Consider the following 13,239-nt stretch of genomic DNA (forward strand, 5'->3'; position numbering starts at 1 on the left):
CCCCACTCGTTCCTCCATCCCCCCAACTCCCCCCACTCGCAAGGAGAGTCACATGCACCATCCCCCCACCCGTACCGCTCGGCGCCTCGTCGCACCGGTCGCGGCGGCCGCCCTGCTCGGCGGCGGTCTGCTCGCCCTCCAGGCACCGGCGGCCCAGGCGGCCGGCAACGTCGTGAAGGTCACCGGTTCGCAGGGCGACTGGCAGCTGACCGTGGACGGTTCGCCGTATACCGTCAAGGGCCTCACCTGGGGGCCGTCGGTCGCCGACGCCGAGAAGTACCTGCCCGATGTGGCGTCGATGGGCGTCAACACCATCCGCACCTGGGGCACGGACGCCACCAGCAAGCCGCTCTTCGACACGGCGGCGGCCAACGGCGTCAAGGTGATCGCCGGCTTCTGGCTCCAGCCCGGCGGCGGCCCCGGCAGCGGCGGCTGCGTCAACTACCTGACGGACACGCAGTACAAGAACGACATGCTCGCCGAGTTCCCCAAGTGGGTCGACACCTACAAGGACAACCCCGGCGTCCTCATGTGGAACGTCGGCAACGAGTCCACGCTCGGCCTTCAGAACTGTTACGGCGGCGACGAGCTGGAGGCCCAGCGCGACGCGTACACCTCCTTCGTCAACGACATCGCGAAGAAGATCCACGAGGTGGACCCGAACCACCCGGTCACCTCCACGGACGCCTGGACCGGCGCCTGGCCGTACTACAAGAAGAACGCCCCCGACCTCGACCTGTACGCCGTGAACGCCTACGACGCGGTGTGCGGCATCAAGTCCGACTGGGAGCAGGGCGGTTACGACAAGCCGTACATCGTCACCGAGACGGGGCCGGCCGGTGAGTGGGAGGTGGACGACGACGCCAACGGCGTACCGGACGAGCCCACCGACCCCGCGAAGGCCGAGGGATACACCAAGGCGTGGGACTGCGTCACCGGTCACACGGGGGTGGCCCTGGGCGCGACGATGTTCCACTACGGCGTCGAGGACGACTTCGGCGGTGTCTGGTTCAACCTGCTGCCGGGCGGCGAGAAGCGGCTCTCGTACTACGCGGTGAAGAAGGCGTACGGCGCCGACACCTCCGGCGACAACACCCCGCCGGTGATCACGGACATGACCGTCGACAACGCCACCGAAGGCGTCCCGACCGGCTCGGACGTGCACATCAGCACCCGCACGAGCGACCCCGACGGTGACGCGATCACCTACCAGGTCCTCTTCAGCAGCAACTACATCGACGAGAACAAGGCGCTCGTCCCCGCCGGGACCACCGACAACGGCGACGGCTCCCTGACCGCGAAGGCCCCGGGCAAGACGGGCGTCTACAAGGTCTACGTGAAGGCCACGGACGGCCACGGCAACGTGGGCATCGAGACCAAGTCCCTCAAGGTGGTCCCGCCGAAGGTGGACGGCACGAACGTCGCCCAGGGCAGGCCCGCCACCGCCTCCTCCTTCCAGACGGACCCGACGGGCGGCTGCCCGTGCGGCGCGGACAACGCGGTGGACGGCAGTTTCGACACCCGCTGGGCCAGTGACTGGAGCGACCCGCAGTGGCTCCAGGTCGACCTGGGCACGTCCACGGCCTTCAAGCACGTGCAGCTCGCCTGGGACCCGGCGTACGCCAAGTCCTACGAGATCCAGACGTCCGAGGACGGCCAGAACTGGACGACGGTCGAGTCCGTGACGGACGGCAACGGTGACATCGACGACCTCGACGTCAACGGGACCGGACGCTACGTCCGGATCAACGGCACGGAACGCGGCTCGGGTTACGGCTACTCGCTCTACGAGTTCGGCGTCTACAGCTGACCGGAGGACGGCACTCATGATGATCACTCACCTGGACCGCGTCCGGCCCCACGTGCTCGGCCTGTTCCGTATCGTCATCGGGTTGCTGTTCACCTGCCACGGGATCGCCTCGCTCTTCGGCGCCCTGGGCCGCGCGCCCGAACCGGCGGGCGCCTGGCCCGGCTGGTACGCGGCCGTCGTCCAACTGGCCGGCGGTGTCCTGGTGGCACTCGGCACCGGTACGAGAACGGCCGCGTTCCTGGGCTCCGGCTCGATGGCCTTCGCGTACTTCGACGTGCACCAGCGGGCGGCCCTCCTGCCCATCGAGAACGGCGGCGAGGCGGCGGTCCTGTTCTGCTGGACCCTGCTGCTGCTCGTCTTCACGGGCCCCGGCACCCTGTCGGCGGCCCGTCTGCTGCCCGGCCGCCGGGCCTCGGACGAGCGGCCGGAACACCATCTCGGCGTCCCCGTTTGAGGGAACGGTTACGCCGCCAACGGCCTCCCGGGACTGCCCCCGGGAGGCCGTTCGGCGTTCCCCCGCCGGTCCGGAGGCGGGGCCGGCACCACCCGGGCTCCCGCCCCGTACGGCTCCGCTACGGCCGGCGGCGCAGCGCGCCCCTGGCCGGCAGCGCGACCGCGAGCAGGGCCAGGCCGCCGACGGCCGCGGTGAGGGCCCCGTACATCGCCCGGGGCACGTACGGCGCGTCACCGGTCACGCCGTCCATCATCGGGATCAGCGTGGCCGCGGCGATCGCGGAGCCGAGGACCAGGCCCACCGCGGAGACCAGCAGGGCCTCCCAGCGGAGCATCGTCATCACCTGCCGCCGGGTGGCGCCGACGAGGCGCAGCGCGCCCAGTTCGGGGCGGCGGTCCAGGACCGTCATCACCAGGGTGTTGACCGCTGCGACGGCGGCGAACCCGCCGAGGACCGCGGCCATGGTGTTGTTCATCCAGGCGCCCAGCTTCGCGTCGCGGTTCTGCTCGGTGGCGTAGCCGGAGGCGTCGGTGACCTGGCCCAGAGCGGCCAGCGACTTCTCCGAGCCGCCCCGTACCAGCAGTGTGCTGTCGAAGCCCGAGGTGACGTGCCCGGCCAGGGAGGCCCGGTCCATGGTCACCGTGGCCACGCCGAGCCCGCGGCCGTAGACCGCGACGATCTCGGGGGCGGCCTCGGTCCCGTCGGGGAGGTGGAGCGGGAGCCGGTCGCCGACACCGGCGCCCGCCGAGGCCGCCAGGGTGCGGTCGATCGCGATACGGCCCGTGCCGAGGCGGTCGAGGCTGCCCTCGCGTACGTCCAGGTCCTGCACCTTCGCCAGTTCGGCGCCGGAGCCGGTGACACCCTGGGTGGCCGCGCCCAGCAGCGACTTGAACTCGCCGGAGCCGGTCGGCACCAGCACCTGTGTGTTCAGCAGCCCGACGGCTGCCTGGACACCCGGCGCGCGGGCCGCGCGGGCGGCCGCGTCCACCGGGAGCCCGGCCGGGTCCGTCACCACGTGGTCCGCGGTGATGCCGGCGCGCAGCTGCTTGTCGGCGGCGTGGCTCTCGCTCGTGTGCATGAACACGAGGGTCGAGGAGAAGGCCACGGCGAGCACGATCGGGGTGATCGCGGAGGCGAGGCGGCGGGCGTTGGCGCGGGAGTTGGCGGCCGCGAGCCCGGCCGCCGGCCCCGCGCCGCGCAGCGGCAGCCCGAACAGGCCCGCGCACAGCCGGGCCACCAGCGGGCCGAGCAGCCCGACGGCGAGCATGAAGAGCATGACCACGCCGAGGGCGGCGCCGGCGGCGTCGTCTCCGGAGGAGCGGGCGGCCACGCCGGTGAGGATCGCGCCTCCGACGAGGGCGGCGACGCCGAGGAGGGTGCGGACCGGGCCGGGCCGCAGCCGCTCGACCGACGCCTCCGACAGCGCCTGCCCCGGCTTGATCCTCGCGGGCCGGCGCCCGGCCGTCCAGCCCGCGCCGAGCGCGGTGAGCAGCCCCATGACGACGGCGGCGAGCAGCGGGAGCCCGGAGACGTGCAGGTCCACGGCGCGCGGGACGGCGCCCCGGTCCTGGAGCTGCCCGAACCACCAGTGCGCGAGCCCGATGCCGGGCAGGCAGCCGACGATCCCGGCGAGCGGCGCGACGAGCAGCGCCTCGGAGGCGACCGCGCGGCGGACCTGCCGCGGGGTGGCGCCGATGGCGCGCAGCAGGGCGAAGGAGCGGGCCCGCTGGCCGACCGAGAGCGCCACGGTCCCGGCGGCGGTGAAGACGGCGACGATGGCCGCGATGCCACCGAAGGAGCCGCCGATCCCGAAGAGCGTCACCTTGGCGTACCCGAGGCCAGGGTCCTCGACGGCGCCCCGGTCGTCGCCCGTGTGGACCAGGACACCGGAGCCGGCGAGGGCCTTCTTCACGGCGTCGGCGAGGGCGTCGGTGCCGGTGCCCTTCTCCGCCAGCACGACGACGGCGTCGGCCTTGCCGGGGTGCCCGGCGAGGGTGGGGGCCTGGGCGTCGGCGAACCAGGTCGTGGCGCCCGCCTCGCCGGAGTCCCGGGCGGTTTCCCGGGGACCGGCGTCGGCGACGCCGGCGACGCGGAAGTCCTGCCGCCCGGCGGCGGTCTCCAGTACGACGGTGTCGCCGACAACAGCCCGCGCGGCGCGGGCCGTACCCGCGTCGAGCACGACCTCGCCCTCGCGGGGCGCGGAGCCGTCGGTCAGCGAGGTGCCGGTGAAGGTGTGCGCGCCCCATCCGTGCGCGGTGAGCACACCGCCCGGGACGTGCGGCTCGCGGGCGCCGGAGCCGGCGCCCGGCGCGTGCACCGGGAAGGTGAAGTCCGCGACGGCGGCGGCCGCGCCCGGTGCCTCGGCGGCCTTCGCCGCCAGCCCGGCGTCCATCCGTGCGGTGTCCGGCAGCGGCGTCGCCTCCTTCTCCAGGTCCTCGCCACTGCCGGTGACGACGTACTCGTTCTGGTCCGCCGCCGCGACGACCGGCGCGGCGGCGTACCGCTCGGGCGGCACGGAGGCGCGCAGGCTGGTTTCCAGCAGGATTCCGCAGGCCGAGACGATCAGTGCGGACATGAGCAGCGCGAGGAAGGTTCCCGCGAAGGACGCGGGCTTGAAGCGGATGGCCTCGCGGGCGAGTCCGTTGGGGCGCCTCATGCCGCCGCCCCCGCCATCGCCCCGGCGCGGGCGGTACGGGAGGTGAGCGCGGCCATCCCGGCCGCGATGCGCTCCGCCGAGCCCCGCTCGACGTGGCCGGCGAAGGCGCCGTCGGCGAGGAACAGCACCCGGTCGGCCCAGGCGGCCGCTGCCGGGTCGTGGGTGACCATGACGACGGTGGCGCCGAGGGCGTCCACCGCGTTGCGCAGCAGGCCGAGGACCTCGGCGGCGGTGCCGGTGTCGAGGGCGCCGGTGGGCTCGTCCGCGAAGATCACGTCCGGTTCGGTGATCAGGGCGCGGGCGACGGCCACGCGCTGCTGCTGGCCGCCGGAGAGCTCCGCCGGCCTGCGCCGCGCCTTGTCCGCGAGCCCGACCTGGGCGAGCACCGCCTGCGCCCGGTGCCGGTCCTGGCGCTGCCCGGCCAGGCGCATCGGCAGCAGCACGTTCTGCTCCACGGTCAGCGACGGCAGCAGGTTGAACGCCTGGAAGACGAAGCCGAGGCGGCTGCGGCGCAGCTCGGTGAGCTCGTTCTCGCTCATGCCGGTGATCTCCGTACCGCCGAGCCGTACCGATCCCGCCGACGGCCGGTCGAGTCCGGCGGCGCACTGCAGGAAGGTCGACTTTCCGGACCCGGACGGGCCCATGACCGCGGTGAACGTGCCGCGCGGCAGGGCCAGGTCGATGCCCGCGAGGGCGTGCACCGTGCCCGCCCCGCGTCCGTAGTGCCGCCGGACGTCGCGCAGTTCCACGGCGAGGCCGGGCGTGGCGGCCGGGCCCCCGGGCCGGTTGTCCGCCTGTGGCCGGTCGCCCGCCTTCTGCCGCTTGCCGCTGCGTAGCCTCATTTTCCGGTCTCCTTCACACGTGCGCTTCTCCGACGGATGAAGAGTGCGGGGAAGGCTGTGCGCCGGGCGTCATACCCGGGAGCCAAACCGGCGGTACTACGGCCGTAGGGGGTGGCGGAGAGCGGGCGAGCGCCCACCGCCTACTCGCCCGGGGCCACCAGCCCCGATTCGTAGGCGAAGACCACCGCCTGGGCGCGGTCGCGCAGGTCGAGCTTGGTGAGGACGCGGCTGACGTGGGTCTTCACCGTCTGCTCGGCGAGCACCAGTGTCCGCGCGATCTCGCCGTTCGACAGGCCGCGGGCCACCAGTGCGAGGACCTCGGTCTCGCGCTCCGTCAGGCCCTTCAGCCGCTGCGCGGGCTTGCCCCGGGCGGCGGGGCGCTGCTTGACGAAGTCCGCGATGAGGCGGCGCGTCACGGACGGGGCGAGCAGCGCGTCGCCCGCGGCCACGACGCGGACCGCCGCGATCAGGTCGGCCGGTGGCGCGTCCTTGAGGAGGAAGCCGCTCGCGCCCGCCCGGAGCGCCTCGTAGACGTAGTCGTCGACGTCGAAGGTGGTGAGCATCAGGACGCGGGGCCGGTGCGTCACGCCCGACGGCGGGTGCAGGAGGTCGCGTGCGGCCTCCAGGCCGTTCATCCCGGGCATCCGGACGTCCATCAGCACGACATCGGGGTGGGTGTGCCGGCTCAGCTCGACGCCCTGCGCGCCGTCGGGGGCCTCGCCCACCACGTCGATGTCGCTCTGGGCGGCCAGCAGCGCGGCGAAGCCCGCCCGCACCATGGCCTGGTCGTCGACGATGATGACGCGTGTCGTCACGTGGTGTCCGTTCCGGTCAGAGGAAGCCGGGCGGCGACGCGGAAGCCGCCGTCCGGGAGCGGCCCCGCGTCGAGGGTGCCGCCGATGATCCGTACCCGCTCGCGCATGCCGACGAGCCCGTGCCCGGTACCGCTCGCTTCGAGCGGCCCGGCGGGCGGCTCGGGCGGCGGGCCGTTGACGACCAGGACGGTGAGCCGCGGGCCGGCCGGCGGTTCGGGTTGCGACACGGACAGCGAGACCCGCGTGGGTGCTCCCGGCGCGTGCCGTACGACGTTCGCGAGGGCCTCCTGGACGATCCGGTATGCGGACAGGCCCACCGCTTCCGGCACGTCGGCGTCGCAGGGGGTGAACTCCACCGGCCCGCCGGCCCTCGCCGTCGCCTCCGCCAGGGATCCGATCTGCGCCAGGCCCGGCTGGGGCACGAGTTCGCCGTCCGCCTCCTCGTTGCGCAGCACGCCGAGGAGCCTGCGCATCTCGCCGAGCGACTGGCGCGCGGTGGCCGCGATGGTGGTGAACTCCTCCCGCATCCGCGGCGGCAGCCCGTCGTGGCGGTACTCCGCGGTGTCCGCCTGCACCGTGATGACGGACATGTGGTGGGCCACCACGTCGTGCAGTTCGCGGGCGATCCGGGCACGCTCCTCCAGCAGCGTGCGCCGGCCGCGCTCGGCCTCGCTGATCGTCTCCTGCTCGGCCAGCCTGCGCTGAACCTCGGACCGCTCGCGCAGCGCACCGCCCAGCAGGAGCGCCACGCCCCCGAGGATGGTGAACAGCAGGTCCCCGGCGCCGAAGCCGTGGGGCGCGGCGAACCCGAGGGCCACGTTCGCGACCGCCGTGGCCAGCCACACCAGCAGCAGCGTCCGGCGCCGCTCGCGCAGGCCCAGGGCCAGGCAGAGGCCGACGTACCCGACGATCTCCATGGGCGGGAACGGCCACAGCAGCCGCTCCTCGAAGTCGACGGCGAGCAGGGCGAGCGCCCCCGCCACGTCGGCGGCGAAGACCACGTACCAGGCGTGCAGCGGCCGTACGACGGCGAGCAGCAGCGGTGCGGCCTGGGCGACGGCCAGCGCGCCGGCGACGCCCCCGTTCAGGCCGTAGTCGGCGGTGAGGACCTGGATGGTGGTGGGCAGCAGGGCGACGCACAGCACGAACGCCACGGCCCACGGCAGCGCCCGCACCCACCGCCGCGAAGCGCCCGCGAGCAGCGCGCGCGGGCGCTTCTCCTCCACTGAGGTCATGCTCACCAGCGTATGCGCACCGCGGCGGGGGCCGGCCGAACGGCCTCCCGGGGGCTGTCCGCTGCCGGGAGGCCGGGTGGCGGGCCGGGTGTCAGTCCGTGGTCTTCGCCGGCCCCACGCTCAGGTAGGTCGAGCGGCGGACGACGTGGCCGGGCTTGTCGTGCTCGTCGTGGTTGACCTCCAGGATGCGGCCGTCGGACGGGGAGACGATCCAGTGCTGGCGGAGGATCGGGCCGGGTTCCAGCTTGTAGCCCTTGGGGTTTTTCCCGTCCGTGGCCGGGCTGAAGCCCCAGTCCTTCGGGTTCTGCTCGGTGAAGCGCTTGTCCCACTTCCAGGTGATCCGGGTGCCGGAGCGGCCGACCGCGTCCTTCACGCCCTCCTTCACCGTGGCGCCGGGAGTCTTCGCCAGGACGCGGAAGACCGCGGCTCGCACCTTGTTGGTGATGGGCGCGCTGATCAGCAGCTCACCGGCCTGCCGGACGGTCTGCTCCGCGGCGGCGTCGCTCCCCTTGGCTCCGGCGGAAAGTGCGCGGCGCAGTGCGTCCGGCTCGGCGGGCAGGTTCTTGAGGTGGTCCCAGTCCACCCAGCCCTTGCCGACGGCCCACTCGCGTTCCGAGTCGAACTTCTTGACGGCGGTCGTCCCGTCCTCGCTCTTGATGGTCATCGAGTTACGGCTCAGGTAGATGGTGTCGGTGGAGGCGTGGTTACCCTCCACCCACCCCGTCACCTTGGTCTTCCAGTACGGGGCGGTCGCCGACTTGCCCTTGAGGTGCTCTGTGATCGACTCGCTGTTGACGCGGTCGGCGATGGTGAAGTGGTTGGCCATGGTGGTGAACACCTCGGACGCCGACGCGCTGGCCGCCGGTCCGTCGCCGCCGATGTCCGTGACCGGAAGGATCGCGGCGCCCACCGCGATGGCCGCGACCGCGGCGGCGAGGGCGAACATCCGGTTCCGGCCGAAGCGGGGCTTGACGACCTCGGCCCGGACGGTCTCCTGGGTGTCCGTGGCGTCCGCCGCGATGGCCCCCAGGACCAGTGAGTGGGCCCGTGCCTGGACGGCCGGGTCGAGCGGTTCGGTCCGGCCGGCGCGCTCCAGGGCGGCGGCGCCGGGGAAGTCGAGGAGGTCCTTGTGCTGGTTCTCGTGCGTCATGCGAAGTCTCCCGTCAGGGTCGTACGGGTGGTTCTGGAAAGTCCGTCGCGCAGCCGGGTACGGGCCCGGTGCAGACGGGAACGTGCGGTGCCGGCGGGGACGCCGACGGCGGCGGCGGCCTCGGCGGGGGTCAGCTGCTCCCACGCCACGAGGAGCAGCAGCTCGCGCTCGTTCTCGGGGAGTTCGGCGAGCTTCTCGCGCAGCTCGGGGCCGACGGAGGCGGCGTCCAGGCGCTGGTCGACGGCCTGCCAGGGGTCGGCTGTCGTGGCGTCGGGGTGCTGGCGCTGTTCGCGGGCGGCGGCGCGTGCCACGGCCTGCCGGTGCCGGGACAGTACGTTCCCTGCGACGCCGAACAGCCAGCCCCTGGCGGAGCCGCGCTCGGCGTCGAACGTCTTGCGGTGGGCGTACGCCTGGAGCCACACCTCGGAGAGCAGGTCGTCGGCGGCTGCCGGCGCGCGGCGTACGAGGTAGCCGTGCAGGGCCTGGGAGTGCCGGGCGACCAGCGGCTCGAATGCCGTTGGCTCGCGTGCGGAGCGAGCCAACAGGTCCTCGTCCGGATCCATGGAGTCTCCTGTCCGAGCCCGCCGGGTGGCGGTCTCACCCCGTACTTGCACACGGGCGGGGTGAGCGTTCGCAAAGGAGGTACGGGCGCGAGCCGCCCGGCCGGGGCCGCTCCGACGCGCTACTCGGAAACCGCCGCCCGGAACCCCGTGTTGACCGCGGTCAGCCCGCCGTCCACGCACAGCGACGTGCCCGTGATCCACTCCGCGTCCGACGACGCGAGGAACGCGACCGCCTTCGCGATGTCCTCCGGTTCGCCGACGCGGCCGAGGGGGTAGAGGGAGCTGACCCGGTCCAGCTCGGCCTCGCGGCCCGCCCAGGCGTCGGTGCGGATCGTGCCGGGCACGACGAGGTTGGCCCGCACGCCGCGCGGTCCGGCGTGGCCGGCGAGCGTACGGGTGAGGCTCGCCAGGCCCGCCTTGGCGGCGCTGTAGGCGTGGTTGCCGAAGTCCTGCATGCCGTTGACCGAGCCGATGGAGACGATCGCGCCCCGCCCGGACGCGGCGAGGTGCGGCATCGCGGCGCGCGCGCAGCGGTAGGCGCCGCCGAGGGTGATGTCCAGGTCGCGGTGCCAGGTCTCGTCCGGCTCGTCCTCGAAGAGCGTGCTGTCGACGGTGCAGGCGTACGCGTTGTTGACGAGGACGTCGAGCCCGCCGAACGCCTCGACGGCGCGGGCGACGGCCGCCTCGACCGCTCCCCGGTCCGCCACGTCGCAGGCCAGCGCCTCGGCCGTGCCGCCGCTCTCGCGGATCGCGGCGGCCACGGACTCCGCCCGGTCGCCGTCCAGGTCGGTGACGAGGACGCGGGCGCCCTCGGCGGCCAGCAGGCGGGCGGTGGCGGCGCCGATGCCCCGGCCCGCACCGGTGATGAGGACGGAGTGACCGTCGAAGCGCGCGCGGGCGGCGGGGGCGGCAGGAGTCATAGCGCCGACCGTACCGCCCGCACCAGGGCCTGGGACCGGGGGTCGGCGGTAACTCCCTTCTGGAGGCCGTTGGTCACGTAGCCGAAGGCGATGCCGGACTCGGGGTCGGCGAAGCCCAGCGAGCCGCCCCGGCCGGGGTGGCCGAAGGAGCCGGGCGCGAGCAGCGGGCTCGCGGGGCCGTGGAGCATGTAGCCCAGCCCGAACCGGGTGTTGACGACGAGGACCTGGTCCGGGCCCGCCGACTCCTCGGTGCGGGCGAGGGTGAGGGTGGCCGGGGCGAACAGCCGGTGGCCGTCGACCGGGCCGATCATCGCCGCGTAGCAGCGGGCCAGGCCGCGGGCCGTCGCGATGCCGTTGGACGCGGGGAGTTCGGCGGCGCGGTAGCCGGGGGCGTTCTCGTCGGGGAACGGGTCGATGGCGCCGAACGCCCGCCGGGTGAGCGATTCCGGGTCGCGGTAGGCGTCCACGACCGAGCGCTTGGGGCGCATCCGCAGGGCGCCCGTGTTCTCGCCGGCCGGCGGTTCGACCGGGCCGATCCGGCCGATGCGGTGGGCCTCGTCGGCCGGGATGCCGAACCAGAAGTCCAGGCCGAGCGGGCGGGCGATCTCCTCGGCGACCCAGCGGCCGACGGTGCGTCCGGTGACGCGCCGCACGAGTTCGCCGACGAGCCAGCTGTAGGTCTGCGCGTGGTAGCCGTGGTCGGTGCCGGGCTCCCAGGCGGGGCGCTGGGCGGCGACGGCCCGTGCCCCGCTCACCCCGTCGGCGGCCTCGTCGGGGGTCAGCGGCCGGTCCAGGGCGGGGACTCCCGCCCGGTGGGCGAGGAGGTGGCGGACGAGGACGCGTTCCTTGCCGTTCGCCTTGAACTCGGGCCAGTACGTGGAGACCGGGGCGTGCAGGTCGATCTGGCCGCGCTGGTGCAGCAGCAGCGGGACGGCCGCGGCGATGCCCTTGCCGGCGGAGCGGACGACCTGGACGGTGTCGACGGCCCAGGGTTCGGTGCCGTCCACGTCTCTGGTGCCGGCCCACAGGTCGACGACCTTGCGCCCGTGCCGGTAGACGGTGACCGCGGCCCCGCGGTCACCGCGCTGTTCGAAGTTACGGACGAAGGCGTCCCGGACCGCTTCGAATCCGGGCGCCGCCGTACCCCGTACGTCCACCCCTGCTCCGCTCCCGCTCATCCCCCCATGGTGCACGGCACCGCAGGTGGGAAGTGGGCCGGGTCACCACAAGTTCACCGGCACGGAACAAATGGGCCCACGCCGTCACGGTGCCTGGATCGTCACCGAGCGCGGGTCGAAGCCGAAGGGGAGTTCCAGGCGGTGGGCGCGCATCAGCGCGGTGTCGCACAGCAGGTCCTGGGTGCGGTCGTCGGCGGCGATGACCCCGTCGCTGAGGATGACCGCGCGGCCGCACAGCTCCAGCGCGTACGGCAGGTCGTGCGTGACCATCAGGACGGTGACGTCCAACGCGCGCAGGATGTCGGCGAGTTCGCGGCGGGAGGCCGGGTCCAGGTTGGAGGAGGGTTCGTCCAGGACGAGGATCTCCGGCCGCATGGCGAGGACGGTGGCGACGGCGACGCGGCGGCGCTGGCCGAAGGAGAGGTGGTGCGGCGGCCGGGCCGCGTACTCCTCCATGCCGACCTGCTTCAGCGCTTCCATGACCCGCTCCTCCAGCTCGGCGCCGCGCAGCCCGCCGGCGGCGGGTCCGAAGGCGACGTCCTCGCGGACGGTGGGCATGAAGAGCTGGTCGTCGGGGTCCTGGAAGACGATGCCGACGCGGCGGCGGATCTCGGCCATGTGGCGCTTGCCCACCGGCAGCCCGGCGACGTGCACCGATCCCGCGCCCGCCTCCAGGATGCCGTTGAGGTGGAGGACCAGGGTGGTCTTGCCGGCGCCGTTCGGGCCGAGCAGCGCGACGCGTTCGCCGCGCCCGACGGTCAGGTCGACGCCGAAGAGCGCCTGGTGGCCGTCGGGGTAGGCGTAGGCGAGGCCGCTGACCTCCAGGGAGGGCGGTACTGGGGCGGGGTCGGGGCTCATACGGTCCATCCCACCAGACACACGGCGAGGGCGAGCAGCGGGAGGGCCGAGGCGTACGCCCACTGGGTGCGTGAGGCGGTCACCTCGTCGATGACCGGCATGGAGCCGGTGTAGCCGCGGCTGACCATGGCGAGGTGGACGCGTTCGCCGCGCTCGTAGGAGCGGATGAACAGGGCGCCGGCCGACTTGGCGAGGACGCCCCACTGCCGTACGCCGCGCGCCTCGAAGCCGCGGGAGCGGCGGGCGATGGACATGCGGCGCATCTCGTCGGTGATCACGTCGCCGTAGCGGATCATGAAGGAGGCGATCTGGACGAGCAGCGGCGGCAGTCTGAGGCGCTGGAGGCCGAGCAGCAGGGAGCGCAGTTCGGTGGTGGAGGCCAGGAGCACGGACGCGGCGACGCCGAGGGTGCCCTTGGCCAGCACGTTCCAGGCGCCCCAGAGGCCGGGGACGCTGACGGAGAGTCCGAGGACGTGGGTCTGCTCGCCGGGCACGACGAACGGCATGAGCACGGCGAACGCGACGAACGGCACCTCGATGAGCAGCCGTTTCAGCAGGAAGCCGGCCGGGATGCGGGCGAGCGCGGTGACGCCCGCGATGAGCAGCGCGTAGAGCCCGAAGGCCCAGACGGCCTCGCGCGGGGTGGAGACGACGACCACGACGAAGCAGAAGACGGCGGCGAGCTTGCAGTGCGGCGGCAGGTCGTGGACCGGCGAGTGCCCGTGCCGGTAGAGCTTGTGGGTGTGACCCGCGCTCAC

Annotated in this window: 12 protein-coding genes; 2 read left to right on the forward strand and 10 right to left on the reverse strand. The window is 73.7% G+C overall.

Going from position 1 to position 13,239, the window contains the following annotated elements; genetic code table 11:
* Window positions 1-52: 52 nt before the first annotated feature.
* A complete protein-coding gene (locus tag P8A18_RS13100; protein ID WP_306054398.1) occupies window positions 53-1,810 on the forward strand; it encodes a discoidin domain-containing protein in 1,758 nt (585 codons plus the stop codon).
* Window positions 1,811-1,829: 19 nt separating this feature from the next.
* Window positions 1,830-2,264 (forward strand): DoxX family protein, encoded by a 435-nt coding sequence (locus tag P8A18_RS13105; protein WP_306060873.1) that lies wholly within the window; start codon window positions 1,830-1,832, stop codon window positions 2,262-2,264.
* A 118-nt stretch (window positions 2,265-2,382) separates the two neighbouring features.
* Here the strand turns inward: P8A18_RS13105 and P8A18_RS13110 are convergent, their stop codons facing one another.
* The 10 genes from P8A18_RS13110 to cbiQ form a co-directional block, all read right to left on the reverse strand.
* Window positions 2,383-4,920 (reverse strand): ABC transporter permease, encoded by a 2,538-nt coding sequence (locus P8A18_RS13110; RefSeq protein WP_306054400.1) that lies wholly within the window; start codon window positions 4,918-4,920, stop codon window positions 2,383-2,385.
* The gene (locus tag P8A18_RS13115; protein ID WP_306054402.1) at window positions 4,917-5,762 is read right to left on the reverse strand and encodes an ABC transporter ATP-binding protein; all 846 of its coding nucleotides are present in this window, start codon (window positions 5,760-5,762) and stop codon (window positions 4,917-4,919) included. Before P8A18_RS13115 ends, P8A18_RS13110 begins: the two co-directional genes overlap by 4 nt.
* Window positions 5,763-5,902: 140 nt before the next feature.
* Window positions 5,903-6,577 carry a response regulator gene (locus P8A18_RS13120; RefSeq protein WP_306054404.1) on the reverse strand — a complete coding sequence of 225 codons (675 nt, stop codon included), beginning with the start codon at window positions 6,575-6,577 and terminating at the stop codon, window positions 5,903-5,905.
* Window positions 6,574-7,812, reverse strand: coding sequence for a sensor histidine kinase (locus P8A18_RS13125; RefSeq protein WP_306054407.1), 1,239 nt, complete (start codon window positions 7,810-7,812; stop codon window positions 6,574-6,576). The genes P8A18_RS13120 and P8A18_RS13125 overlap by 4 nt, the downstream gene beginning before the upstream one ends.
* Window positions 7,813-7,903: 91 nt before the next feature.
* Window positions 7,904-8,962 (reverse strand): hypothetical protein, encoded by a 1,059-nt coding sequence (locus tag P8A18_RS13130; protein ID WP_306054409.1) that lies wholly within the window; start codon window positions 8,960-8,962, stop codon window positions 7,904-7,906.
* Window positions 8,959-9,525, reverse strand: coding sequence for an RNA polymerase sigma factor (locus tag P8A18_RS13135; RefSeq protein WP_018551980.1), 567 nt, complete (start codon window positions 9,523-9,525; stop codon window positions 8,959-8,961). The genes P8A18_RS13130 and P8A18_RS13135 overlap by 4 nt, the downstream gene beginning before the upstream one ends.
* Window positions 9,526-9,644: 119 nt before the next feature.
* Complete coding sequence (locus P8A18_RS13140) at window positions 9,645-10,445, reverse strand: SDR family NAD(P)-dependent oxidoreductase (protein WP_306054411.1); 801 nt, start codon at window positions 10,443-10,445, stop codon at window positions 9,645-9,647.
* Window positions 10,442-11,602, reverse strand: coding sequence for a serine hydrolase domain-containing protein (locus tag P8A18_RS13145; protein WP_306060875.1), 1,161 nt, complete (start codon window positions 11,600-11,602; stop codon window positions 10,442-10,444). Before P8A18_RS13145 ends, P8A18_RS13140 begins: the two co-directional genes overlap by 4 nt.
* A 105-nt stretch (window positions 11,603-11,707) precedes the next feature.
* The gene (locus P8A18_RS13150) at window positions 11,708-12,481 is read right to left on the reverse strand and encodes an energy-coupling factor ABC transporter ATP-binding protein (protein WP_306054413.1); all 774 of its coding nucleotides are present in this window, start codon (window positions 12,479-12,481) and stop codon (window positions 11,708-11,710) included.
* Window positions 12,478-13,239, reverse strand: a complete 762-nt coding sequence (gene cbiQ, locus P8A18_RS13155; protein WP_306054415.1) for a cobalt ECF transporter T component CbiQ — start codon at window positions 13,237-13,239, stop codon at window positions 12,478-12,480. The genes P8A18_RS13150 and cbiQ overlap by 4 nt, the downstream gene beginning before the upstream one ends.

Source organism: Streptomyces sp. Mut1 (assembly GCF_030719295.1).
Taxonomy (GTDB): Bacteria; Actinomycetota; Actinomycetes; order Streptomycetales; family Streptomycetaceae; genus Streptomyces; species Streptomyces castrisilvae.